At 67.5% G+C, this 21,870-nt stretch carries 19 protein-coding genes; 9 read left to right on the top strand and 10 right to left on the bottom strand.

Annotated features, from left to right (window positions below; translation table 11 throughout):
• Nucleotides 1-2: 2 nt before the first annotated feature.
• The 5 genes from EQ874_RS14740 to EQ874_RS14760 form a co-directional block, all read right to left on the bottom strand.
• Nucleotides 3-1,181 (bottom strand): MCE family protein, encoded by a 1,179-nt coding sequence (locus EQ874_RS14740; protein WP_016933358.1) that lies wholly within the window; start codon nt 1,179-1,181, stop codon nt 3-5.
• Between the two features lie 10 nt (nt 1,182-1,191).
• Nucleotides 1,192-2,040 (bottom strand): ABC transporter permease, encoded by an 849-nt coding sequence (locus EQ874_RS14745; protein WP_026003117.1) that lies wholly within the window; start codon nt 2,038-2,040, stop codon nt 1,192-1,194.
• Nucleotides 2,041-2,056: 16 nt separating this feature from the next.
• Nucleotides 2,057-2,821 (bottom strand): ABC transporter permease, encoded by a 765-nt coding sequence (locus tag EQ874_RS14750; RefSeq protein ID WP_129977212.1) that lies wholly within the window; start codon nt 2,819-2,821, stop codon nt 2,057-2,059.
• A 466-nt stretch (nt 2,822-3,287) separates the two neighbouring features.
• Nucleotides 3,288-4,214, bottom strand: coding sequence for a 3-oxoacyl-ACP reductase (locus EQ874_RS14755; protein ID WP_129977213.1), 927 nt, complete (start codon nt 4,212-4,214; stop codon nt 3,288-3,290).
• Nucleotides 4,215-4,347: 133 nt separating this feature from the next.
• A complete protein-coding gene (locus EQ874_RS14760) occupies nt 4,348-4,533 on the bottom strand; it encodes a ferredoxin (protein WP_064063480.1) in 186 nt (61 codons plus the stop codon).
• A gap of 132 nt (nt 4,534-4,665) precedes the next feature.
• Here EQ874_RS14760 and EQ874_RS14765 point away from each other — a divergent pair, with 132 nt between their 5' ends.
• The 4 genes from EQ874_RS14765 (at nt 4,666) to EQ874_RS14780 (ending at nt 9,260) form a co-directional block, all read left to right on the top strand.
• The gene (locus EQ874_RS14765) at nt 4,666-5,850 is read left to right on the top strand and encodes an acyl-CoA dehydrogenase family protein (protein ID WP_129977214.1); all 1,185 of its coding nucleotides are present in this window, start codon (nt 4,666-4,668) and stop codon (nt 5,848-5,850) included.
• A gap of 15 nt (nt 5,851-5,865) precedes the next feature.
• A complete protein-coding gene (locus EQ874_RS14770) occupies nt 5,866-6,981 on the top strand; it encodes an acyl-CoA dehydrogenase family protein (protein WP_064063478.1) in 1,116 nt (371 codons plus the stop codon).
• Between the two features lie 4 nt (nt 6,982-6,985).
• Nucleotides 6,986-8,620: a long-chain-fatty-acid--CoA ligase gene (locus EQ874_RS14775; protein WP_129977215.1), complete on the top strand. Its 1,635-nt coding sequence runs from the start codon at nt 6,986-6,988 to the stop codon at nt 8,618-8,620.
• 118 nt (nt 8,621-8,738) lie between these two features.
• Nucleotides 8,739-9,260 carry a DUF3253 domain-containing protein gene (locus tag EQ874_RS14780; RefSeq protein ID WP_129977216.1) on the top strand — a complete coding sequence of 174 codons (522 nt, stop codon included), beginning with the start codon at nt 8,739-8,741 and terminating at the stop codon, nt 9,258-9,260.
• A 15-nt stretch (nt 9,261-9,275) separates the two neighbouring features.
• On the opposite strand, the gene EQ874_RS14785 is transcribed toward EQ874_RS14780, so the two are convergent.
• The 4 genes from EQ874_RS14785 to EQ874_RS14800 form a co-directional block, all read right to left on the bottom strand.
• A complete protein-coding gene (locus EQ874_RS14785) occupies nt 9,276-10,406 on the bottom strand; it encodes a nitronate monooxygenase family protein (protein WP_129977217.1) in 1,131 nt (376 codons plus the stop codon).
• Nucleotides 10,407-10,555: 149 nt separating this feature from the next.
• On the bottom strand, nt 10,556-11,776 hold the full coding sequence (locus EQ874_RS14790; protein WP_064063475.1) for a CoA transferase: 1,221 nt from the start codon (nt 11,774-11,776) through the stop codon (nt 10,556-10,558).
• A 274-nt stretch (nt 11,777-12,050) separates the two neighbouring features.
• Nucleotides 12,051-13,163: a nitronate monooxygenase family protein gene (locus EQ874_RS14795; protein ID WP_129977218.1), complete on the bottom strand. Its 1,113-nt coding sequence runs from the start codon at nt 13,161-13,163 to the stop codon at nt 12,051-12,053.
• Between the two features lie 8 nt (nt 13,164-13,171).
• Nucleotides 13,172-14,839: an acyl-CoA synthetase gene (locus tag EQ874_RS14800; RefSeq protein WP_064063473.1), complete on the bottom strand. Its 1,668-nt coding sequence runs from the start codon at nt 14,837-14,839 to the stop codon at nt 13,172-13,174.
• Between the two features lie 45 nt (nt 14,840-14,884).
• Between EQ874_RS14800 and EQ874_RS14805 the strand changes: the two genes are divergently transcribed.
• Nucleotides 14,885-15,784, top strand: a complete 900-nt coding sequence (locus EQ874_RS14805) for a crotonase/enoyl-CoA hydratase family protein (RefSeq protein WP_242496768.1) — start codon at nt 14,885-14,887, stop codon at nt 15,782-15,784.
• 141 nt (nt 15,785-15,925) lie between these two features.
• Nucleotides 15,926-17,455: an AMP-binding protein gene (locus EQ874_RS14810; protein WP_064063472.1), complete on the top strand. Its 1,530-nt coding sequence runs from the start codon at nt 15,926-15,928 to the stop codon at nt 17,453-17,455.
• A 59-nt stretch (nt 17,456-17,514) separates the two neighbouring features.
• Here EQ874_RS14810 and EQ874_RS14815 read toward each other — a convergent pair whose 3' ends face one another.
• Nucleotides 17,515-18,552: an LLM class F420-dependent oxidoreductase gene (locus EQ874_RS14815; protein ID WP_064063471.1), complete on the bottom strand. Its 1,038-nt coding sequence runs from the start codon at nt 18,550-18,552 to the stop codon at nt 17,515-17,517.
• Between the two features lie 90 nt (nt 18,553-18,642).
• Here EQ874_RS14815 and EQ874_RS14820 point away from each other — a divergent pair, with 90 nt between their 5' ends.
• From EQ874_RS14820 to EQ874_RS14830, 3 genes are read left to right on the top strand one after another with little or no spacing between them, the layout of a single operon-like run.
• The gene (locus EQ874_RS14820) at nt 18,643-19,614 is read left to right on the top strand and encodes an OB-fold nucleic acid binding domain-containing protein (protein ID WP_129977220.1); all 972 of its coding nucleotides are present in this window, start codon (nt 18,643-18,645) and stop codon (nt 19,612-19,614) included.
• Nucleotides 19,615-19,627: 13 nt separating this feature from the next.
• On the top strand, nt 19,628-20,689 hold the full coding sequence (locus tag EQ874_RS14825; protein ID WP_064063469.1) for a thiolase domain-containing protein: 1,062 nt from the start codon (nt 19,628-19,630) through the stop codon (nt 20,687-20,689).
• On the top strand, nt 20,689-21,864 hold the full coding sequence (locus EQ874_RS14830) for a thiolase domain-containing protein (RefSeq protein WP_006551914.1): 1,176 nt from the start codon (nt 20,689-20,691) through the stop codon (nt 21,862-21,864). The genes EQ874_RS14825 and EQ874_RS14830 overlap by 1 nt, the downstream gene beginning before the upstream one ends.
• Nucleotides 21,865-21,870: the final 6 nt, after the last annotated feature.

A 21,870-nucleotide genomic window follows, 5' to 3' on the forward strand; every position in this document is an offset into this window, starting at 1 on the left:
GGTCACCGCCCACCCGCGAGCTGATCGCCGAACAGGTACTGGAAGATCGTCGGGTACCGGATCCAGGCCTCCGTGGCGGGCTTGTACGGCGTCTCGCCGGTGTTCGACACGACGAACGGCGCGTTACCGTCGCGTCGCGGATCGAAGTTCGGCAGGCCCCGGCAGCTCGGTCCGCCGGTCGCGCCGACCACCGGCAGATCCTGGGCGTCGTTGTACGGCGTCGCGCCACCCATGAAGCTGGTGCTCAGCATCAGCGCGGCGTACTCCCCGGTGCCGGCCATCGGCTCGAACGCCACCCGGGCGTCGTTGAGACCGATGATGAAGCAGGTCAATTGCGGCGAGTACTCACCGAGCAGACCTGTGGTGCGGCTCAGGCTGTCGAGTGCGGTGGTCAACTGTGCTTCGTTCTCCCCCAGGACGTCCCGTCCGGTGTTCGCGAGACCGGTGAGGTTCATCAGCAGCAGATCGAGTTGCTGTTGTTCGTCGACGACGGTGTTGCCGACATCGGTGGCATTGCCGATCGTGGTCATGAGGTCGGGCGCCGTATCGGCGTAGACATCGGTGACCTGTGCGGCCGAGACGAGATCGGCCTGCAGCTGCGGGAGCGACGGATTCATCTCGGCGAGATACGCATCGGCCTCGACCAGAGCCGCACCGAGGGCATCGCCGCGTCCGTTGAGCGCTTCCGACAGCGCACCGAGGGTGGCGTTGAGCTTCTCGGGCTGGATCTGGGCGAGCACGTCGGACAGGTGCTCGAAGACGGTGTTGAACTCGACGGTGACGTTGTCGGCCGCGATCACGGCGCCTTCCTGCATCGGCACGGACGACGGATCGTCGGGGACGACGATGTCGACGAACTTGGCGCCGAAGACCGTGGTGGATTCGATCGCCACCCGCGCGTTCGACGGGATGAGCTGCATCTGCCCGGGCTGCATGTCGAGCTGCAGGACCGCGCCGGCGGGTGTGTGCTCGATCGAGGCCACCCGCCCCACCTCGACGCCGCGCATCTTCACCTTGGCGTCGGGTTCCATCACCAGACCGGACCGCGGTGAGGTGACGGTGAGCGGGACCGTCGAGGTGAAACCGCCCGTGAACATCGTCAGTGCCACCGCGACGATCGCGGCGAGTCCGCCCAGAAGACCGAAGGCGGCGAGCTTCTTCTTCCACGAAGGAGTTTCCATGTCGCGCGCCCTATCCCGACAGGTTGAAGTTGCCGGTCGCGCCGTAGACGGCGAGCGAGATGAGCAGGGTGACGGTGACAACCGCGACGAGCGAGGCCCGCACCGCGTTGCCCACCGCGACGCCGACACCGACGGGGCCGCCGCCCGCGGTGAAGCCGTAGTAGGTGTGGATGAGCATCACGGCGATCGCCATCACGATGGCCTGGACGAACGACCACAGGATGTCGGTGGGTATCAGGAAGGTCGTGAAGTAGTGGTCGTACACACCCGCCGACTGGCCGTAGAGCACCACCGTCGCGAAACGGCTCGCGACGAACGAGGCGATCACGGCGAGCGAGTACAGCGGAACGATCGCGATCATCCCGGCGAGCACGCGTGTGGACACCAGATACGGGATGGACGGGATCGCCATGGTCTCGAGCGCGTCGATCTCCTCCGAGACACGCATGGCGCCGAGCTGGGCGGTGGAGCCGGCACCGATGGTGGCCGCCAGCCCGATCCCGGCGATCGTCGGGGCGGCGATGCGCACGTTGATGAAGGCCGCGAAGAAGCCGGTGAGCGCTTCGACGCCGATGTTGCCGAGGGAGCTGAATCCCTGCACGGCGATGATGCCGCCGGTGAACAGCGTGAGGAAGCCGACGATCACGACGGTGCCGCCGATGACGGCGAGTGCGCCGGTGCCCATGCTGATCTCGGCGACGAGCCGCACCGTCTCCTTGGGGTAGTGCATCAACGCCCGGGGCACGGTCGCGAGAGCGCGCGCGAAGAACAGCGCCTGCTCCCCCACCCGGTCCACTGTGGACGACACTCGTGTCGCGCGCCGAACCGCACGGGGAAAGCGCCGAGAGATCACTGCCATGAATTCTCCGCTCCCCTCATCCCGCGGTCAGCTTGATGCCGACGGCCGTGACGAGGAGGTTGACCACGAACAGTGCCATGAACGCGAACACGACCGTCTGGTTGACGGCGTCGCCGACACTCTTCGCTCCACCTTTGACATTGAGGCCGAGGTAGGACGCGACCAGGCCCGCGATCATGCCGAACAAGCCCGCCTTCACCTGGGAGATCATCAGTTCCCCGAAACCGGTGAGCAGGGTGATGCCGTTGATGAACGCGCCGGGATTGACGTCCTGGAGGAAGACCGAGAAGGCGAATCCGCCGAGGATGCCGATCGTGCACACGAGACCGTTGAGCAGCAGCGCGACGATGGTGGACGCGAGCACCCGGGGGACGACGAGACGCTGGATCGGATCGATGCCGAGCACTCGCATCGCGTCGATCTCCTCGCGGATGGTGCGGGCGGCGAGATCGGCGCAGATCGCGGTGGCGCCGGCACCGGCGACGATGAGCACGGTGACCATGGGCCCCACCTGCGTCACCGCGCCGAGGGCCGCACCCGCGCCACTGAGGTCGGCGGCACCGATCTCCCGGAGCAGGATGTTGAGGGTGAAGCTCACCAGGACCGTGAACGGCACCGCCACCAGAACGGTGGGCATCAGCGAGACGCGGGCGACGAACCATGCCTGATCGACGAATTCGCGGCGCTGGAAGGGACGGCGGAAGGCCGCCCGGGCGGTCTCGCCGGTCATGGCGAACAGTCCGCCCACCGCCCGTAAGGGAACCTCGAGGAGGTCTACCATCGTGCGCCCCCTTCGATCCTCACGTCGTCGGCGCGCGGCCGATCGATGGCATGTGCTGTGACCCGGGTCATATTAACTAGAACGTGTTCACCTGTCAAAGATCCGTCCTGGGACATCTCGATCCATTTCCGTCCGAACGGACATACAAGCACCGACGGGCGCGCGTCGACGCGCTCGAAAGAGGTTTTACGCTGGAATTTCGGCGGGATTTCCGACGCGGAGCTCGGGCTCGATCACACCGGCACGGGACGCCGTCGGTATCGGTCCGAGGCATCGGAGCACGAAGAGAACTAGAACACGTATCAGGACTGGCAGCGGGGACCCACGAGAGCCGGAGAAACGACCCGAGTGGGCGTGAGGCTACCGGAATTCCCCGGTGCCCGTCACGCTTGCAGAATCCCGGTCCGGGACGAAGACGTGGCGTCCCCGCCGTTCCCGGACGGGCGACGGCGGGGCAGCCGGGAGACTAGAGATCGAGGGCCGACGACGCCGAGAACGTCCGGCCCGGATCGCGGTCGGCGAAGTATCCGCCGAGCTCGATGGCGAGCGCCTCGGAGGTCCACTGCCCGTCGGCGTCGAAGCGTTGCTCGACCACCGGTGCCGCCATCAACGCCACCATCGGGCCGTAGACGATGAAGACCTGCCCGTTGACGCGCCCGGCCGCCGGGGAGGCGAGATAGGCGACCAGATTCGCGACGTGGTCGGGCGAGAGCGGATCGATGCCGTCGTCCGGCGCATCACCGAAGACCGACTCGGTCATCGACGTCCGCGCTCGCGGGCAGATCACGTTGGCGCGGACACCGTACCGCTCGAGACCACGGGCGGCCGAGAGGGTGAGCGCGGTGATGCCGGCTTTGGCGGCACCGTAGTTGGGTTGCCCGGGCGGCCCGAGCAGACCGGCCTCCGACGAGGTGTTGACCAGACGCCCGTAGACGGGGCCACCCTCCTGCTTCGACCGGTCGCGCCAATAGGCCGCGGCATTGCGGGACAACAGGAAGTGACCACGCAGGTGCACGGCCACCACGGAATCCCATTCGTCGTCGGACATGTTGGGCAGCATCCGATCCCGCGTGATGCCCGCGTTGTTGACGACGATGTCGAGGCCGCCGAGCTTGCCCTGGGCGGCAGCGAGCATCGCGTCGGCCGTCTCACGCTCGGCCACACTGCCCGGCACGAATTCCGCGTCGACCCCGAGATCGCGGATACGCGTGAGGGTGTCCTCCACCGCGTCGTTCTCCGCCAGATCGTTGACGACCACCGATGCTCCGGCACGCGCCAGCGCAAGCGCCTCGGCACGGCCGAGACCCGCTCCGGCTCCGGTGACGACGGCGACCCGCCCTTCGAGAGACACCCGACCGTCGTTCTCCACGCCACCGCCGGCGTCCGCACTCATCCACGTACTCCTCGAGATTCGGGCCGATTTCCGGCCGCACGCGGGTACTCTCCCGATCAGGACCTGGAGGTACCGAAGATGTAGAACTTGTTACTTCCCTCGGCGGTGGCCGGTGCCGGCCACCGCGCGTGGCTCAGGCCTCGGCGAGCGCCGCACGCGGGCACTGGGCGACGGCCTCGCGAACGGCGCCTTCACTCCCTTCGGGAACGGGCCGCGTGACGATCAATTCGTCGTCGTCGTTGAGATCGAACACGTCGGGAGCCAGCCCGACGCACACGCCGTTGGCTTCGCAGCGGTCGAAGTCGACCTTGACATCCATCCGAGGACCTCGCTTCACATTCGCGCCGACCGATTGCATTCAGACTAGAACGCGTTCCAATTTTGTGCAATGATTCGCGGGGATCCCGCCGAGACGATTCACAGGGACCCGCAGCGACGGAACGGAGCGTTCGTGGACATCTCCTACACCCCCGGGCAACGAGCCCTCCGCGAGGAATTGCGGGCCTATTTCGCCCAGATCATGACACCCGAACGCCGCGAGGCGCTCGCCGCCACGACCGGCGAGTACGGCGTCGGCAATGTGTACCGCGAGGTCGTGCAGCAGATGGGCAAGGACGGATGGCTCACCCTCGGCTGGCCCGAGGAGTACGGCGGCCAGAACCGTTCCGCGATGGACCAACTGATCTTCACCGACGAGGCGGCCATCGCCGGCGCGCCCGTCCCGTTCCTCACCATCGATTCCGTCGCGCCGACGATCATGCATTACGGCACGGACGAGCAGAAGGAGTTCTTCCTCCCCCGCATCTCCGCAGGCGAACTGCACTTCTCGATCGGCTACTCCGAGCCGGGCGCCGGCACCGACCTCGCTTCCCTGCGCACCACCGCGGTGCGCGACGGCAGTGAGTGGGTCATCAACGGTCAGAAGATGTGGACGAGCCTGATCGCCTACGCCGACTATGTGTGGCTCGCCGCCCGAACCAACCCGGATGTCCGGAAGCACAAGGGGATCAGCGTCTTCATCGTGCCGACCGACACTCCCGGATTCTCGTACACCCCTGTGCACACCATGGCCGGTCCGGACACCAGCGCCACCTACTACCAGGACGTACGCGTCCCGGCGTCCGCGCTCGTCGGCGAGGTCGACGGCGGTTGGGCCCTCATCACCAACCAGCTCAACCACGAACGGGTCGCGCTCACCTCCGCCGGTCCCGTGCGCACGGCCCTGACGGAGGTCCGGCGCTGGGCGCAGGAGACGCATCTGCCGAACGGGCGGCGGGTGATCGACCAGGAATGGGTGCAGGTGAATCTGGCACGCGTCCACGCGAAGGCCGAATACCTGCAGCTGATGAACTGGGACATCGCTTCGAGCGCCGGCACGACCCCCCTCGGTCCGGAGGCCGCCTCGGCGAACAAGGTCTTCGGAACCGAATTCGCGACCGAGGCCTACCGGTTGCTCATGGAGGTCCTCGGACCGGCGGCGACGGTACGGCAGAACTCGGCCGGCGCGCTGCTGCGCGGCCGGATCGAACGCATGCACCGCAGTTCCCTCATCCTCACCTTCGGCGGCGGCACCAACGAGGTCCAGCGCGACATCATCGCGATGACTGCCCTCGGCCAGCCGCCCGCCAAGCGTTAGACAAGGACGCGCACCGTGGACTTCACCCTCACCGAGGCCCAGAACGATCTCGCCGAACTGACCCGCAGCATCGTCGCGGACATCGTCACCAACGAACACCTGCGCACCCTCGACGCCGCCGAGGACCGTCTCGACCGCACCCTGTGGGACACGCTCGCGTCGTCGGGTGTGCTCGGTGCCGCTCTTCCCGAGTCCGTGGGCGGCGACGGATACGGCCCGCTCGAGCAGGCGAGCATCCTGCGCGAACTCGGCCGCGGCGTCGCAGCCGTCCCGTATCTCACGTCGGTCGCCGCGTGCGCGTCGGCGATTGCGGAGTTCGGCACCGCCGAGCAGCAGGCCGGATGGGGCCGCCCCGCCGCGACCGGCGAGCAGATCCTCTCCGCCGCACTCGCAGAGGATCTGAACCCGGATCCCACGGCACCGGCCACCCGGGCACAGGCATCGGGAGACGGCCACGTGCTCGACGGGGTCAAGACCGTCGTCGATGCGGCACCGATCGCCGACGGTTTCCTCGTCCCGGCCACCACCGGCGACTCGGTGGCGGTCTTCCTCGTGCGCCGCGACGATCCGGGTGTCTCGGTAACCCGGCAGCAGACCACGGACTTCGGCAGCCGCGGCATCCTCACCCTCGAGCAGGTCGCTCTTGCCGCCGATCGCGTTCTCGGCACCGACGGCCTCGCCGTGGCGGCGTGGTTGCGCGACCGCAGCCTGCTCGGCTCGGCCGCCTACCAGTGCGGTGTCCTCGAACAGGCACTCGAACTCACCGCGCAGTACGCACGCGAACGCGTCCAGTTCGACCGTCCCATCGGCAGTTTCCAGGCCGTCTCCCAACGACTCGCCGACGCCTACATCGACGTCAAGGCAGTGCGACTGACGTTGTGGCAGGCCGCTTTCCGCATGGCATCGGGAGAGTCCCACGACGACGCCCTGCGCACCGCGGCCTTCTGGGCCGCCGACGCGGGACACCGTGTGGCACACACGACCGTGCACGTGCACGGCGGCGTCGGACTCGACGAGGACCATCCGGTGCACCGCTACTTCCTGGCGGCCAAGCACCACGAGTTCCTGCTCGGCTCGGCCACCGATCAGTTGCGTGCGCTCGGGCGCGAACTCGCCGACGTCCCGGTCTGATCACATGGCTGCTCCCACCGTCACCGAACTGCTCGAGCGACTCACCGACGTCGACGACCGAGGGTTGCGTTTCGAGGAAACCGAACTGTCGTGGCGCGAGCACGTCGCACTGTCCCGACAACGGGCCGCCCTGCTGCAGGGCATGCTCGGCGGTCCGGCGCCGAAGCACATCGGGATCCTCATGGACAACATCCCGGAGTTCTCGTTGCTGCTCGGCGCCGCGGCCCTCTCCGGTTCCGTGGTGGTGGGCCTGAACACGACCCGGCGGGGCGCGGCGCTCGCGCGCGACATCACGCTCGCCGAGTGCCGGGTCGTGTTCACCGAGGCCGCGCACGCCTCCCTGCTCGACGGCGTGGATCTCGGCGAGGTGCGGGTGATCGACGTCGACTCCCCCGACTGGGCGACCATGCTCGCGCCGTTCGCCGACACCGTCGTGGAGACCGCCGCGCCCTCCCCCGACGACCTGTTCATGCTGATCTTCACATCCGGTACGAGCGGCGATCCGAAGGCCGTGCGGTGTACGCACCGGAAGTTCACGGAGCCGGCGACGATGCTCGCCACGCGATTCGGGCTCGGACCCGGCGACACCGTGTACGTGGCGATGCCGCTGTTCCACTCCAACGCGATGATCGCGGGTTGGTCGATCGGACTGGCCGCGCGCGGGAGCGTCGCTCTGCGGCGCCGGTTCTCGGCGTCGGGTTTCCTTCCCGACGTGCGCCGGTTCGGGGTGACCTTCGCGAACTACGTCGGCAAACCCCTGTCGTACATCGTGGCGACACCCGAGCACCCCGACGACCACCACAACCCGCTGCGCATCATGTACGGCAACGAGGCGTCTGCCACCGCCGTCGCCGAGTTCACCCGCCGTTTCGGCGCGCGGGTGGTCGACGGCTTCGGCTCGACCGAGGGCGGCATCGCGATCGCCTCGGCTCCCGACGCCCCGGCCGGATCCCTCGGCAGACTGCCCGAGGGCATCGAGATCCTCGATCCCGAGACGGGGCAACGCTGCCCGGCAGCGGTGTTCGACGCGAACGGCAGGATCACCAACGCCGACGCCGCGACGGGCGAACTCGTCAACGTGCGCGGCCCCGGCTTGTTCGACGGCTACTACAACAACCCCGAGGCCGACGCCGAGCGCCTCCGCGACGGGCGCTATCACAGCGGCGACCTCGCCTACCGGGACGAGAACGGTTTCGTGTACTTCGCCGGACGCAGCTCGGGCTGGTTGCGGGTGGACGGGGAGAATCTCGGTGCGGCGCCCATCGAGCGCATCCTGATGCGGTACGAGGGCTTCGCTCAGGTCGCGGTGTACGGGGTGCCCGACCGGCAGGTCGGCGACCGCGTGATGGCCGCCGTGATTCCCGCCGCGGATTCCGACTTCGATCCCGCCGCCTTCGCGCGTTTCCTCGATGCACAGACCGATCTCGGTCCCAAGCAGATGCCCACTCTGATCCGTGTCTGCCGCGAATTCCCCCGCACCGCGACTTTCAAGGTCCTGTCCCGTTCTCTGGCCGCCGAACGCTGGTACTGCACCGATCCGGTCTGGATTCGGGAACGTGGCGATTCCGAATTCCGGTCGTTGTCGGACGAACTGGCGCAGCTTCTGGAACCGGCCTCCCTCGGCACTCCTGCGCGATAGCGTCGTCGCCCCTCGGCCGACGCGCCCCCACGCGTACAGTTGTGCCGCGACGGTGGTTGTTCGGCGACAAGTCCGGAAGGACTTCCGTCGCCGCCGAGTCGAGTGACGGGCGGGACCGATGGATACCGACGGGTCATCCGGAGGGGCGGAGCGCACGCCCGACGGCAGATATGTGGTGGTGAACGGGCGGCGCTGGCGTGCCACCGATCCCACGATTCCTGAACCGTTGCAGAAGCGACTCGTGGCGGAGTTGATGCGCGCTCGGCGTCTCGTGAAGAGCGACGGCGACTCCGCACGGCACCGCGTCCAGGACGCGAAGGTCGCGCTCGGTGAACGCGGGCATCCGTGGTGGGAACCACGCGACGAGCATGCGGATCGTGAACGGCTGGCGGCCACGATCTGCGCGCTGCTCCGGGAACGGAACCCGTCCACCATCTGTCCCAGCGACGCCGCGCGGGTCGCGGGTGGCGACTCGTGGCGCGACCTCATGGACGCCGCACGCTCGGTGGCCGCCGATCTCGAACGCAGCGGCCACGTCGTGATCACGCAGAAGGGTGAGCCGGTGGACGTGGAGACGGCCCGAGGTCCGATCCGGATCGCACCCGGACCGGACCTCGGGCAACCACGGCCCTCCCTGTGAGTCGAACGGTGTGGATCAGGCGCTCGCGGCCTCGTTCAACTTCTCCAGGGTTCCGGTCGCTTCGAGGTACTCCTGCACCCAGCGTTCGATGACCGCAGAGGTCTTGTCGACCTTCGTGAACTGCCCGACGACCTGACCGACCGGGTTGAACGCGACGTCGACGGACTCGTCCGGGTATTTGTGAGTGGCCGCGACCGCCATGCCGGACACCATGTACTGCAACGGCATTCCGAGGGGCTTCGGGTTGCCCTCCTCCTCCCAGGCCTCGGTCCAGTCGTTGCGGAGCATGCGGCAGGGCTTGCCGGTGAACGAACGACTGCGCACGGTGTCACGGCTGGTCGCCTTGATGTAGGCCTCCTGTTGCACCGGGGTGTTCTCGGCTTCCTCGACCATGAGCCACTGCGAACCGGTCCACGCGCCCTGGGCGCCGAGCGCGAGCGCGGCCGCGATCTGCTGACCGCTGCCGATCCCACCGGCGGCCAGCACCGGAACGGGTGCGACCTCCTTGACGACCTGCGGCCACAGCACGATCGAGCCGACCTCCCCGCAATGCCCGCCACCTTCGCCGCCCTGCGCGATGATGATGTCCACGCCGGCGTCGGCGTGCTTGCGGGCCTGCTTCGGAGAACCGCACAGCGCCGCGACCTTACGACCGGCGTTGTGGATGTGCTCGATCATGTCGGCGGGTGGGGTACCGAGCGCATTGGCGATGAGGGTGACCTTCGGATGCTGCAGCGCCACCTCCACCTGCGGGGTCGCGGTGGCTTCCGTCCAGCCGAGGAGCTGCAACGCGTTATCGTCACCTTCGGGCAGCGGAACCCCGTGGTCGGTGAGGATCTTGCGGCCGAATTCGAGGGTCTCCTGCGGCACCATCGATTGCAGCATCTTCGTGAGTTCCTCCGCGGAGAGGTTCGCGTCCATGCCCTCGTACTTGTTCGGAATGACGATGTCGACCCCGTACGGGCGGTCGCCGATATGCTCGTCGATCCAGTTCAGCTCGATTTCGAGCTCCTCCGGGGTGAACCCGACGGCGCCGAGGACACCGAAGCCTCCAGCCTTGGCGACGGCGACGACGACGTCGCGGCAGTGGGTGAACGCGAAGATCGGGAACTCGATGCCGAGTTCGTCGCAGATGGGCGTGTGCATTCGGCACTCCTCATAGAAGTTCGAAATACTGAAACGAGTTCCACCTTAGTGGCATGTACGCCTGCGGGGAAGCACGCAACAACGAACGAAGGCTCGCAACACCGGCAGTGACTGCCGATGTTGCGAGCCTTCGCCCCGCGTTGTGTGCCTCAGATGATGCCGCGCTCGCGCAGCTCCTTCTGCTCGACCTCGCTCAGTCCGAGCACCTCGCCGTAGACCACGGCGTTGTCGTATCCCGCGACGGGCGGACCGGCGCGGCGCACCGAACCGGGCGTCTCACCGAGCACCGGCACCACACCGGGGCCGAGCACATCGGTGTCGGTGCGCTCGTCGTGGTGGGGCACGATCATGTCGCGTGCCCGGAACTGCGGATCGGCGACCACCTCGGCCACGGTGTTCACCGGACCGGCCACCACACCGGCCTCCGACAGATGCGCGAGCAGATCCTCGAGCGTCGACGTCGCCGCCCAGTCACCGATGAGTACGTCGAGTTCGTCCTGGTTCAGGCCGCGCGCGAGGTGATCGGCGAAACGCGGGTCGTCGGCGAGTTCGGGACGATCCATCGCCGTGCACAGACGACGGAAGACCGTGTCCTGGTTCGCGGCGATGATGATCCACATGTCGTCGGACGTGCGATACAGATTCGACGGCGCGATACCCTCGAGACGCGTACCCGACGGGCCGCGCACCACACCGGCCGCGTCGTAGTCCGGAATCACCGATTCCTGCACCGCGAGGCACGCCTCGGTGAGTGCGACGTCGACGACCTGGCCGCGACCGGTACGTTCGCGGCTCAGGAGAGCGGCCAGTACCCCTTGCACCGCGAACATGCCGCCGAGAGTGTCGCCGAGCGACAACGCGAGTCGCGGAGGCGCTTGTCCCGGATAACCGTTGAGATGCCGTAGTCCGCTCTCACCCTCGGCCACCGAGGCGTATCCCGCGCGGCCGGCCTTCGGGCCGGTCTGCCCGTAGCCGGAGACCCGGGCCAGGACGATGCCCGGATTGATCTCGGAGAGCACGTCGTAGCCGAGACCCCACTTCTCGAGCGTTCCGGGACGGAAATTCTCGACGATGACATCCGATTCGGCGACGAGACGCCGGAAGAGTTCCTGTCCGTCGGGCGCCCGGAGATCGAGGGTGATGCACCGCTTGTTGCGGGCGTGCACCGTCCAGAAGAAGCGGTGCCCGTCCCGTTCGCCCTGCCCCCAGGTGCGGAGCGGGTCGGGCCGCTTCGGGTCCTCGATCTTGATGACGTCGGCACCCATGTCGCCGAGCAGGCGTCCTGCGTACGGCCCGGCGATCAGGGTGCCCAGTTCGAGCACCCTGATGTCCGCGAGTGCTCCGGTTGCCTGCGACTCGGCCTGTGTCACTGCGCCTTCCGTCCTCTGCTCGGTAACCGAGGTGAACGGCCTCCTCCTCGGTGAACGCTTCGAGTCCGCTGCGGTGCGGTTCACGCCCGGTACCGCTCGCGTCACGTCCACCCCAGGGTAGTGCCGGATCGGGCACACCTCGGCCGTCGACCCCCACCCGCGACCGCCGCTGCTCCCTGTCCGGCGACGCCCCGGCCGACGCAGATCCCGGAACGGGACGATGCCCGGGGCGGATCACTCCACCCCGGGCACCTGCCACCCCACCGCTGTGGTCCTATCGCGCCTCGTTCAGCCGATCGACGGCCTCGTCGTAGCCCCGCACGAGGTCGGCCATGATCTCCGCGACGGGACGGATCTCGTTCATCCGTCCCACCACCTGCCCGACCGGCATGGCGACGGCCTCGGGATCGTCGGCCGCCGACATACGCTGATGCGCCTCGCTCACGAGGATGTTCTGCAGGGGCATCGGCAATGGCTCGGGCGCATCGGGTTTCGACCACGCCTCCGTCCACTTGGTCTTGAGCAGCCGCGCCGGCTTGCCCGAGTAGATCCGCGACCGCACCGTGTCGGACGAACTCGCGCCGAGCAACGCGCGCTGGATCGACGACGGGCCGTGCGCGGCCGCCCCGAGCTTGTACTCCGAGGTGGTGAGCCAGTACGAGCCCATCCACACACCGGAGGCACCGAGGGCCAGTGCCGCCGCGACCTGCCGTCCCGATCCCACACCGCCGGCCGCGAGCACGGCCGCCGAATCACCGAGTGCGTCGACGATCTCGGGCCACAGCACCATCGACGCGATCTCGCCGGTGTGGCCCCCGGCCTCGTAGCCCTGCGCGATCACGATGTCGACACCGTTCTCGACGTGCCGCTTCGCGTGTTCGACCGCACCCGCGAGCGCTGCGACCGGCACACCCTTGTCGTGGGCGAGGTCGATGACGTCCTTCGGCGGTGACCCGAGGGCGTTCGCGATCAGCGCCGGCCGGTGGGCGAGGGCGACGTCCACGTGCGAGCGTGCGACCGAATGCAGCCAGCCCAGAACACCGCTCGCCTCACCGACGTCGTCGGACAGGGGCGGAACACCGAGTTCGTCGAGCGTGCGGTTCACGAAGGCGCGGTGCTCGGCCGGGATCAACCTGTCGAGGTCCACCGCGGTGCCTTCGGTGGGCACCGCGGCGGGCATCACGATGTCGACGCCGTACGGTTTTCCGTCGGTGTTCTCGTCCATCCATGTCAGGACGGTGTCGAGTTCGTCGGGGTCGTTGAACCGCACGCACCCGAGAACACCGAGTCCGCCCGCGCGGCTGATCGCCGCCGCGACGTGTTCGGAGGGTGTGAAGCCGAAGATCGGATACTCGATGCCGAACTTCTTGCCGAGGCCGGTCTGCATGTGTCCCTCTACCCCGCCGCCGCGGCGCCGTTGCCGTCGCCGTTGTCGTAGACCTCGTCGGCCGGGCGCAGTTCCGTCTGGTCCTTGGCCCACCGGTAGTCGGGTTTGCCGGCCGGCGATCGCTTGATCTCGTCGACGAACCACACTGCGCGCGGCACCTTGTACCCCGCGATCTGTGATCGTGCCGTCGCCGTGAGTTCTTCGAGCGTGACCTGCGCGTCCTCGCGTCGCGCGACGACGGCGGAGACCCGTTCGCCGAACCGCTCGTCGGGAACACCCACGACCAGTGCGTCGAAGACGGCCGGGTGCTGCTTGAGTGCACCCTCGACCTCCTCGGGGTAGACCTTCTCACCGCCGCTGTTGATCGAGACCGATCCGCGGCCGAGCATCGTGACGGTGCCGTCGGCCTCGACCCGCGCGTAGTCGCCGGGGATCGAGTAGCGGATCCCGTTGTACTCGCGGAAGGTGGCCTTGGTCTTGGCCTCGTCCTTGTAGTAGCCGAGCGGGATGTTGCCGGTGCGCGCGACCATGCCGACCTTCTCGGAACCCGGTTCGATCGGATTGCCGTCGTCGTCGAGGACGGTGGTGGACTCGTCGATCTTCACCGTGGGGCCGCCGCCGAGGGTCTTGCCCTTCTCGGCGATGCCGATGCCACCGAAGCCGGTCTCGGACGAGCCGATGGAGTCGGTGATGATCTTGCCGGGCAGCAGGTCGAGGAAACGGTCCTTGATGGACGGGGAGAACAGGGCCGCACTCGATGCCATGGCGAACAGGGTCGAGAGGTCGTAGGGCTCACCGGTTGCCGGGTTGCCCTCCTCCAGTGCGTCGAGCATGGGGCGGGCCATGGCGTCGCCGGTGATGAAGATGACGTTGACCTTGTGGTCGTCGATGATGCGCCACACCTCGTGGCCCGAGAACTCGGGGTGCATGACGACCTTGCCGCCGCTGAACAACGACTGGAACAGCGCCCACTGGGCGCCGCCGTGGATCATCGGCGGGATGGGATAGCGCACGAGACCGGGATTCTCGGCGCCCTCCTTCGCCAGCTGCCACTCGTCCTTGACCCATTCCCCGGTCATGAAGTTGATACCGCCGCCGAGGACGCGCCACACGTCCTCGTGACGCCACATCACGCCCTTGGGGTGACCGGTGGTGCCGCCGGTGTAGAGCATGTAGATGTCGTCGGCGCTGCGTGCTTCGAAGTCGCGTTCCGGGTTGCTCTGCGCCAGCGCCGCTTCGTATTCGATGCCGGCATAGGACGAGAAGTCGGCGTCGGTGCCGTCCTCCACGACGATCACGGTCTTCACCAGCGGAGTGTTCGGCAGGACGTTCGCGACCTTGTCGGAGTAGCGACGTTCGTGGACGAGCGCGACCATGTCGGAGTTGTCGAAGATGTACTGCAACTCGTTCTCGACATAGCGGTAGTTGACGTTGATCATGATGGCGCGGATCTTGAAGACCGCGATCATCGCCTCGACGGCCTCGATGGTGTTGCGCGAGTAGATGCCGACCTTGTCGCCCGGCTTCACACCTTGTTCGCGCAGGTAATGAGCAAGTCGGTTGGCTCGGTCCTCCAGCTGTGCGTAGGTGACCTCACGTCCGTCCGAAGCCAGCGCGACGCGCTCGGGAACGAGGTCGATTGCGTGTTCGACGAGGTCTGCGATGTTTAGGGCCACGCTGACAAAAGTAGAACGTGTTACCGTTTCTGACAAGACCCGAATATGATCCAGTTCACAATCCTGCGAGGAGTCCCGCCAGTGTCCGCTACCGAAGCCCCCGGCACAGCCGATTCGGACATCTCGTCCCGCGAACCGCATTGCCTCGTCGAGCAACGCGGCCACGTTCTGATCGTCACGCTCAACCGCCCCGAGGCACGAAATGCGCTGTCCGGCGAAATGATGGCGATCATGAACGAGGCCTGGGATCGCGTCGACAACGATCCCGAGATCCGCGTCGCGATCCTCACCGGTGCCGGTGGAGCGTTCTGCGCGGGAGCCGATCTCAAGGCGATGAACGCGGCACCGCCCGGAGACGCATTCGAGCAGGGCGAGCGAAGCGACGGGAAAGGCAACGGTGGCGGCTGGGACCTCACACGGCTGCCGGCGTTGCTCAAGGGTCGCCGTCTGACCAAGCCGCTCATCGCGGCCGTGGAGGGTGCCGCCATCGCCGGTGGCACCGAGATCCTGCAGGGAACCGATGTCCGAGTGGCCGGCGAGAGCGCGAAATTCGGTGTTTCCGAGGCGAAGTGGGGACTGTTCCCGCTCGGTGGGTCCGCGGTGCGTCTCGTCCGCCAGATCCCGTACACGATCGCCGCCGACATCCTGCTCACCGGACGCCACCTCGGGGCCGCCGAAGCCAAGGAGATCGGACTCATCGGTTACGTCGTTCCGGACGGCACCGCGCTCGACAAGGCCCTCGAGATCGCCGAGACCATCGCGAACAACGGCCCGGTTGCCGTGCAGGCCATCCTCCGGACGATCCGCGATTCGGAAGGACTGCACGAAGAGGACGCGTTCCGGATCGACGCCGAACTGGGCGCCGCGGTCTTCAAGAGCGCCGACGCCAAGGAGGGGCCGCGGGCGTTCGCGGAGAAGCGTGCCCCGAAGTTCTCGGGTTCCTGACCTGCGCCACTGTGGACCGCACTCCCACCCGTGAGAGCGCGGTCACAACCATCTCCTTAGCTCTGCTACATTGTTGGCTGTGATCCAGACCACAAGATCACAGTGTTCGTCGAGGCGATGTCGAGGCAATGAGGAGCCCCCATGTATCCAGGAGTGCACGCCCGGACCACCCCGGACAAACTTGCGGTCGTCCTCGCCGACAGTGACCGGAGTCTGACCTACCGCGAACTCGACGACCGGTCGGCAGCGCTGGCCCGCGTCCTGCACGACGCGGGTCTGCGCACCGGTGACGTCGTCGCCCTGCTCACCGACAATCAGCCCGAGGCCTTCGAGGTCTTCTGGGCCGCCCTCCGGTCCGGCCTGTACATCACGGCGGTCAACAGTCACCTCACCGCCGGGGAGGTGGCCTATATCCTCGAGGACAGCGGTGCGAAGGCCCTGATCGCGTCGGCGACACTCGACGAACTCCCCGAACAGGTCGGCGAGAAGGTCGCGATCGGTTCGGTGAGGCTCGCGTTCGGCGGCACCGTGCGCGGTTTCGAGTCGTACGAGGACGCCCTCGCCGCGGCCGGCCCGCGACTCGAGGAGGAACCGTGCGGCGCCATCATGCTGTACTCGTCCGGAACGACGGGCTTTCCCAAGGGAATCCAGCCGGATCTCCCGGAACGTCGCGTCGACGAACCCGGTGAGCCGCTGGTGACGGTGGCGCAGTTCCTCTTCGGCCTCACCGACTCCGACGTCTACTACTCCCCCGCCCCCATCTATCACGCGGCGCCTCTGCGCTGGGGTGGGGCGATCCACGCGCTCGGCGGCACGGTGGTCCTTGCCGAGAAGTTCGACGCCGAGACCGCGCTCCGGCACGTCGAGGAGCACGGGATCACCGCGGGGCAGATGGTGCCGACGATGTTCGTCCGCATGCTCAAGCTCGACGACGAAATCCGCGACCGATACGACCTGTCGAGTCTGCGCGTCCTCGTCCACGCCGCAGCTCCGTGCCCGCCGGAGGTCAAGCGAGCGATGATCGACTGGCTCGGACCGGTGATCTACGAGTACTACAGCTCCACCGAGGCCAACGGGATCACGTTCATCAACAGTCAGGAATGGCTCGAACACCCGGGCTCGGTGGGCAAGAGTGTGCTCGGGCCCGCGCACATCTGCGACGAGGAGGGGCGGGAACTCCCGGCCGGCGAGGTGGGAACGATCTACCTCGAATACGAGAAGGTTCCGTTCTCGTACCACAACGATCCCGAGAAGACCGCGGCGTCGCAGCATCCCGAGCACCCCACCTGGACCACGGTCGGCGACCTCGGCTGTCTCGACGACGACGGCTATCTGTATCTGACCGACCGCAAGTCGTTCACGATCATCTCCGGCGGTGTGAACATCTATCCGCAGGAGATCGAGAACGTGCTCGCCCTGCACCCGGCCGTCGAGGACGTCGCCGTGATCGGCGTGCCCCATCCGGAGATGGGCGAGGAGGTCAAGGCCGTCGTGCAACCGGCGGGCGGATCCGCCGGATCCCCCGACCTCGCCGACGAATTGATCTCGTACGTCCGCGAGCGGGTCGCGCACTTCAAGGTGCCGCGATCGGTGGACTTCGTCGACGAACTGCCCCGCACCCCCACGGGCAAGCTGGTGAAGGGCAAGCTGAAGGCGGCCTACGCCTCCTGACGCCCGCCCGCGGCGGGCGGAAACCGTGCTCACGGACCGGTTTCCGCCCGGTGCGGCATCTAGCGCAGCACCACCTCGGCGATCGTGCGCACCTGGTCGACATCGCGACAACCGACCAGCAGCATCGTCACGCCGGCCGCCTCCCAGCGCTTCACACCCTCGCGCACCTCGTCGGCATTGCCGACGATCATCGTCTCGGTGACCATCTCGTCCGGGATCACTGCCGCCGCCTCGTCCTTACGGCCGGCACGGAACAGCGCGGTCACCTCGTCGACCACGGCCTCGTATCCCATCCGCCGGTAGACCTGCGCGTGGAAGTTCAACTCCGGCGCACCCATTCCGCCGACATACAGCGCGGTCACCGGTTTCATCGCCGCGATCGTCCCTGCGCGATCGTCCGTGATCACCACCTGGCAGGTCGCCGCGATCTCGAAGTCCTCACGGGTGCGTCGGGCGCCCGGCCGGGCGAACCCCTCGTCGAGCCATTCGTCGTACATCGACGCCAGGCGCGGGGTGTAGTAGATCGCGAGCCAGCCGTCGGCGATCTCGGCGGTGAGCGCGACGTTCTTCGGACCTTCGGCACCGATCCAGATCGGGATGTCCGACCGCAGCGGATGCGTGATGGGCTTGAGCGGTTTACCGAGCCCGGTTGATCCGGCGCCCGCGTAGGGCAGCGGGAAGTGCGGTCCGTCGCCGGTCACCGGCGCTTCGCGCGCGAGCACCTTGCGGATCACGTCGACATACTCGCGGGTCCGTGCGAGGGGCTTGGCGAACGGCTGGCCGTACCAGCCCTCCACCACCTGCGGCCCCGAGACGCCGAGACCGAGGATGTGCCGGCCCTTCGAGAGGTGATCGAGCGTCAGCGCGTGCATCGCGCAACTCGTCGGAGTACGCGCGGAGATCTGCACGACGGACGTGCCGAGCCGCACCCGTTCCGTGGACGAGCCCCACCAGGCCAGCGGCGTGAACGCGTCCGATCCCCACGATTCGGCGGCGAAGACGGCGTCGAATCCTTCGGCCTCGGCCGCAGCAACGAGTTCCGGTGCGTTCGAGGGCGGCTGAGCACCCCAGTAGCCGAGTTGCAGTCCCAGTTTCATTGGACGCCTTTCCTGTCGGGCGAATCGTGGAGAGATGCAGTTCGCGCGCGGCTCTTGCCAGCACCACTAGAACCTGTTCTACTCGAAATTGTGAGCCTGGGAAAGAGCGCGGTTGCCGAGCCACCGCTGAGCGCACCGCTGAATCTGAAGTTCGACTACACACGATCCACCGGGCCGACCGTCGGAGCCTTCGTCACCGGATTGCGCGACGGCCGCATTCTCGGCGCCCGCGGATCCGACGGACGGGTCCTCGTCCCACCCCCCGAATACGACGCGGTCACCCATGAACCGCTCACCGATGTCGTCGAGGTCGGACAGACCGGCACCGTGATGAGCTGGACGTGGAACGCCGAACCGCTGCCCGGACAGCCCTTCGACCGGCCCTTCGCCTGGGCACTGATCCGCCTCGACGGCGCCGACACCGCACTCCTGCACGCCGTCGACGTCGCCTCCCCGGACGACATCGAGACGGGTCTGCGGGTACGTGTGCGGTGGGCCGCCGAACGCACCGGCGACATCCACGACATCGAGGCGTTCGAACCCGGCGAGGCGACGATCACCGTCGCAGCGACCGAGGGCGAGCCGGTCACGATGATCACCACTCCCGTCGACCTGGACTACCGGCACTCCGCCTCCCCCGAGGAATCCTGGTACCTGCGAGGGTTGAAGGACGGCAGGATCATCGGTGGCCGCACCGGCCCGGGCGGGAAGGTCTACGTACCCCCGCGCGGTGCGAGCCCCACCGACGGTGTACCGACGAAGGAACCCGTGGAAGTGTCCGACAAGGGCATCGTCACCACCTTCTGCATCGTGAACGTGCCGTTCCTCGGCCAGCAGATCGAGCCGCCCTATGTCGCCGCCTACGTACTGCTCGACGGTGCCGACATCCCGTTCCTGCACCTGATCCTCGAATGCGATGCGTCCGAGGTGCGGATGGGCATGCGTGTCGAAGCGAAATGGCGTCCTCGCGAGGAGTGGGATCACACGCTGCGCAACATCGAGTACTTCCGTCCCACCGGCGAACCCGACGCCGACTACGACACCTTCGAACACCACCTCTGAGAGCGGCGGACACATGACAGACATTGCAGTCGTCGGCTTCGCGCACGCCCCGCACGTGCGCGAGACGTTCGGCACCACCAACGGCGTCGAGATGCTCGTCCCGTGTTTCCAGGAGCTGTACGGCAAGCTCGGCATCGCCAAGTCCGACATCGGTTTCTGGTGTTCGGGTTCCTCCGATTACCTTGCCGGACGAGCATTCTCGTTCATCTCGGCGATCGATGCGATCGGCGCCGTCCCGCCCATCAACGAATCGCACGTCGAGATGGATGCGGCCTGGGCGCTCTACGAGGCGTGGGTCAAGCTCATCACCGGTGAGGTCGACACCGCCCTCGTGTACGGCTTCGGCAAGTCCTCGGCCGGCACTCTGCGCCGAACCCTGTCCCTGCAGCTCGATCCGTACCTCGTGGCCCCTCTGGGCGTCGACTCCGTCTCGCTCGCGGGCCTGCAGGCCCGCCTGGGTCTCGAATCCGGTAAGTGGACCGACCGCGAGATGGCGGAGGTCGCGGTCCGTAGCCGCGCCGCCGCCAAGGACAATCCCAAGGCGCAACTCTCCGGCGACTTCGACATCGACGAACTGCTCGCCCAGCCGTACATCGCCGACCCGTTGCGTAAGCACGACTGCGCCCCCGTCACCGACGGCGCGGCCGCGATCGTCCTCGCGACCGGCGACCGGGCGCGCGAGCTGTGCGAGAACCCGGCGTGGATCACCGGGATCGAGCATCGCACCGATTCACCGAACTTCGGCGCACTCGATCTGACCGTCTCACCCTCGACCCGGGCCGCAGCGCAGGCCGTCACCGGCGGGGACACCGCCTTCGACGTCGCCGAGTTGCATGCACCGTTCACGCACCAGGAACTCATCCTGCGCGAGGCGATCGGCCTGGGCGAGTCGACGACGATCAACCCGTCCGGTGGGCCGCTGACGGGCAACCCGATGTTCTCCGGCGGTCTCGAGCGCATCGGTTACGCAGCGCAGGCGATCATGGACGGCACGGCCGGACGTGCACTCGCGCACGCGACGAGCGGTGCTGTGCTGCAACAGAATCTGGTAGCCGTTCTGGAGGGACGCAACTGATGGCGAAGCAACCCGCAGCTGTCCTCGGAACCGGGCAGACCCATTACGTCGCCAAGCGGCACGACGTGTCGATGTCCGGCCTCGTCCGCGAGGCGATCGACCGCGCCATGACGGACGCCCAGGTGGGCTGGGACGACATCGACGCCGTGGTGATCGGCAAGGCCCCCGACCTGTTCGAGGGCGTCATGATGCCCGAACTGTCGATGGTCGACGCCATCGGCGCCACGGGCAAGCCGATGCTGCGCGTGCACACCGCCGGGTCCGTCGGGGGCTCGACGGCGAACGTCGCGGCAAGCCTCGTCCAGGCCGGCGTGCACCGCCGGGTACTCGCGGTGGCCTGGGAGAAGCAGTCCGAGTCGAACGCGATGTGGGCGCTGTCCACACCGGTCCCGTTCACCATGCCGGTCGGTGCCGGCGCGGGCGGCTACTTCGCGCCGCACGTCCGTTCGTACATCCGCCGGTCCGGTGCGCCCGAGCACATCGGGGCGATGGTCGCGGTCAAGGACCGCCTCAACGGCGCGAAGAATCCGTACGCGCATCTGAAGCAGCCCGAGATCACCCTCGAGAAGGTGCAGGCCTCGCAGATGCTGTGGGATCCGATCCGGTACGACGAGACGTGCCCGTCGTCCGACGGTGCGTGCGCGGTCGTGCTCGGCGACGAGGACACCGCGAAGGCCGCCGAGCAGGCCGGCCGCCGGGTGGCGTGGATCCATGCCACGGCGATGCGCACCGAACCCACCACCTACGCCGGGCGCGATCAGGTGAATCCGGAGGCCGGACGGGTCGCTGCCGCAGCACTGTGGAAGCAGGCCGGTATCACCGATCCGCTCGGCGAGATCGACTGCGCCGAGATCTACGTGCCGTTCTCGTGGTTCGAGCCGATGTGGCTCGAGAACCTCGGTTTCGCGTCCGAGGGGTCGGGGTGGAAACTCACCGAGGCCGGCGAGACGGCGATCGGCGGTCGGCTTCCGGTCAACATGTCCGGCGGCGTGCTCTGCTCCAACCCCATCGGGGCATCGGGCATGATCCGGTTCGCCGAAGCCGCGATCCAGGTGATGGGCACGGCGGGAGATCACCAGGTCGACGGCGCCCGCAAGGCACTCGGACATGCCTACGGCGGTGGATCCCAGTACTTCTCCATGTGGGTGGTGGGCTCCGACCGGCCCACGAATTAGGAGGCA

It is taken from the genome of Rhodococcus sp. Q1, assembly GCF_004153645.1.
GTDB classification, from domain to species: Bacteria; Actinomycetota; Actinomycetes; order Mycobacteriales; family Mycobacteriaceae; genus Rhodococcus; species Rhodococcus gordoniae.

Coding starts and splice junctions, on each gene's coding strand:
- EQ874_RS14740 (WP_016933358.1), bottom strand. CDS start 1,181: ATGGAAACTCCTTCGTGGAAGAAGAAGCTCGCCGCCTTCGGTCTTCTG.
- EQ874_RS14745 (WP_026003117.1), bottom strand. CDS start 2,040: ATGGCAGTGATCTCTCGGCGCTTTCCCCGTGCGGTTCGGCGCGCGACA.
- EQ874_RS14750 (WP_129977212.1), bottom strand. CDS start 2,821: ATGGTAGACCTCCTCGAGGTTCCCTTACGGGCGGTGGGCGGACTGTTC.
- EQ874_RS14755 (WP_129977213.1), bottom strand. CDS start 4,214: ATGAGTGCGGACGCCGGCGGTGGCGTGGAGAACGACGGTCGGGTGTCT.
- EQ874_RS14760 (WP_064063480.1), bottom strand. CDS start 4,533: ATGGATGTCAAGGTCGACTTCGACCGCTGCGAAGCCAACGGCGTGTGC.
- EQ874_RS14775 (WP_129977215.1), top strand. CDS start 6,986: ATGGCTGCTCCCACCGTCACCGAACTGCTCGAGCGACTCACCGACGTC.
- EQ874_RS14780 (WP_129977216.1), top strand. CDS start 8,739: ATGGATACCGACGGGTCATCCGGAGGGGCGGAGCGCACGCCCGACGGC.
- EQ874_RS14785 (WP_129977217.1), bottom strand. CDS start 10,406: ATGCACACGCCCATCTGCGACGAACTCGGCATCGAGTTCCCGATCTTC.
- EQ874_RS14795 (WP_129977218.1), bottom strand. CDS start 13,163: ATGCAGACCGGCCTCGGCAAGAAGTTCGGCATCGAGTATCCGATCTTC.
- EQ874_RS14805 (WP_242496768.1), top strand. CDS start 14,885: ATGATCCAGTTCACAATCCTGCGAGGAGTCCCGCCAGTGTCCGCTACC.
- EQ874_RS14810 (WP_064063472.1), top strand. CDS start 15,926: ATGTATCCAGGAGTGCACGCCCGGACCACCCCGGACAAACTTGCGGTC.
- EQ874_RS14815 (WP_064063471.1), bottom strand. CDS start 18,552: ATGAAACTGGGACTGCAACTCGGCTACTGGGGTGCTCAGCCGCCCTCG.
- EQ874_RS14825 (WP_064063469.1), top strand. CDS start 19,628: ATGACAGACATTGCAGTCGTCGGCTTCGCGCACGCCCCGCACGTGCGC.
- EQ874_RS14830 (WP_006551914.1), top strand. CDS start 20,689: ATGGCGAAGCAACCCGCAGCTGTCCTCGGAACCGGGCAGACCCATTAC.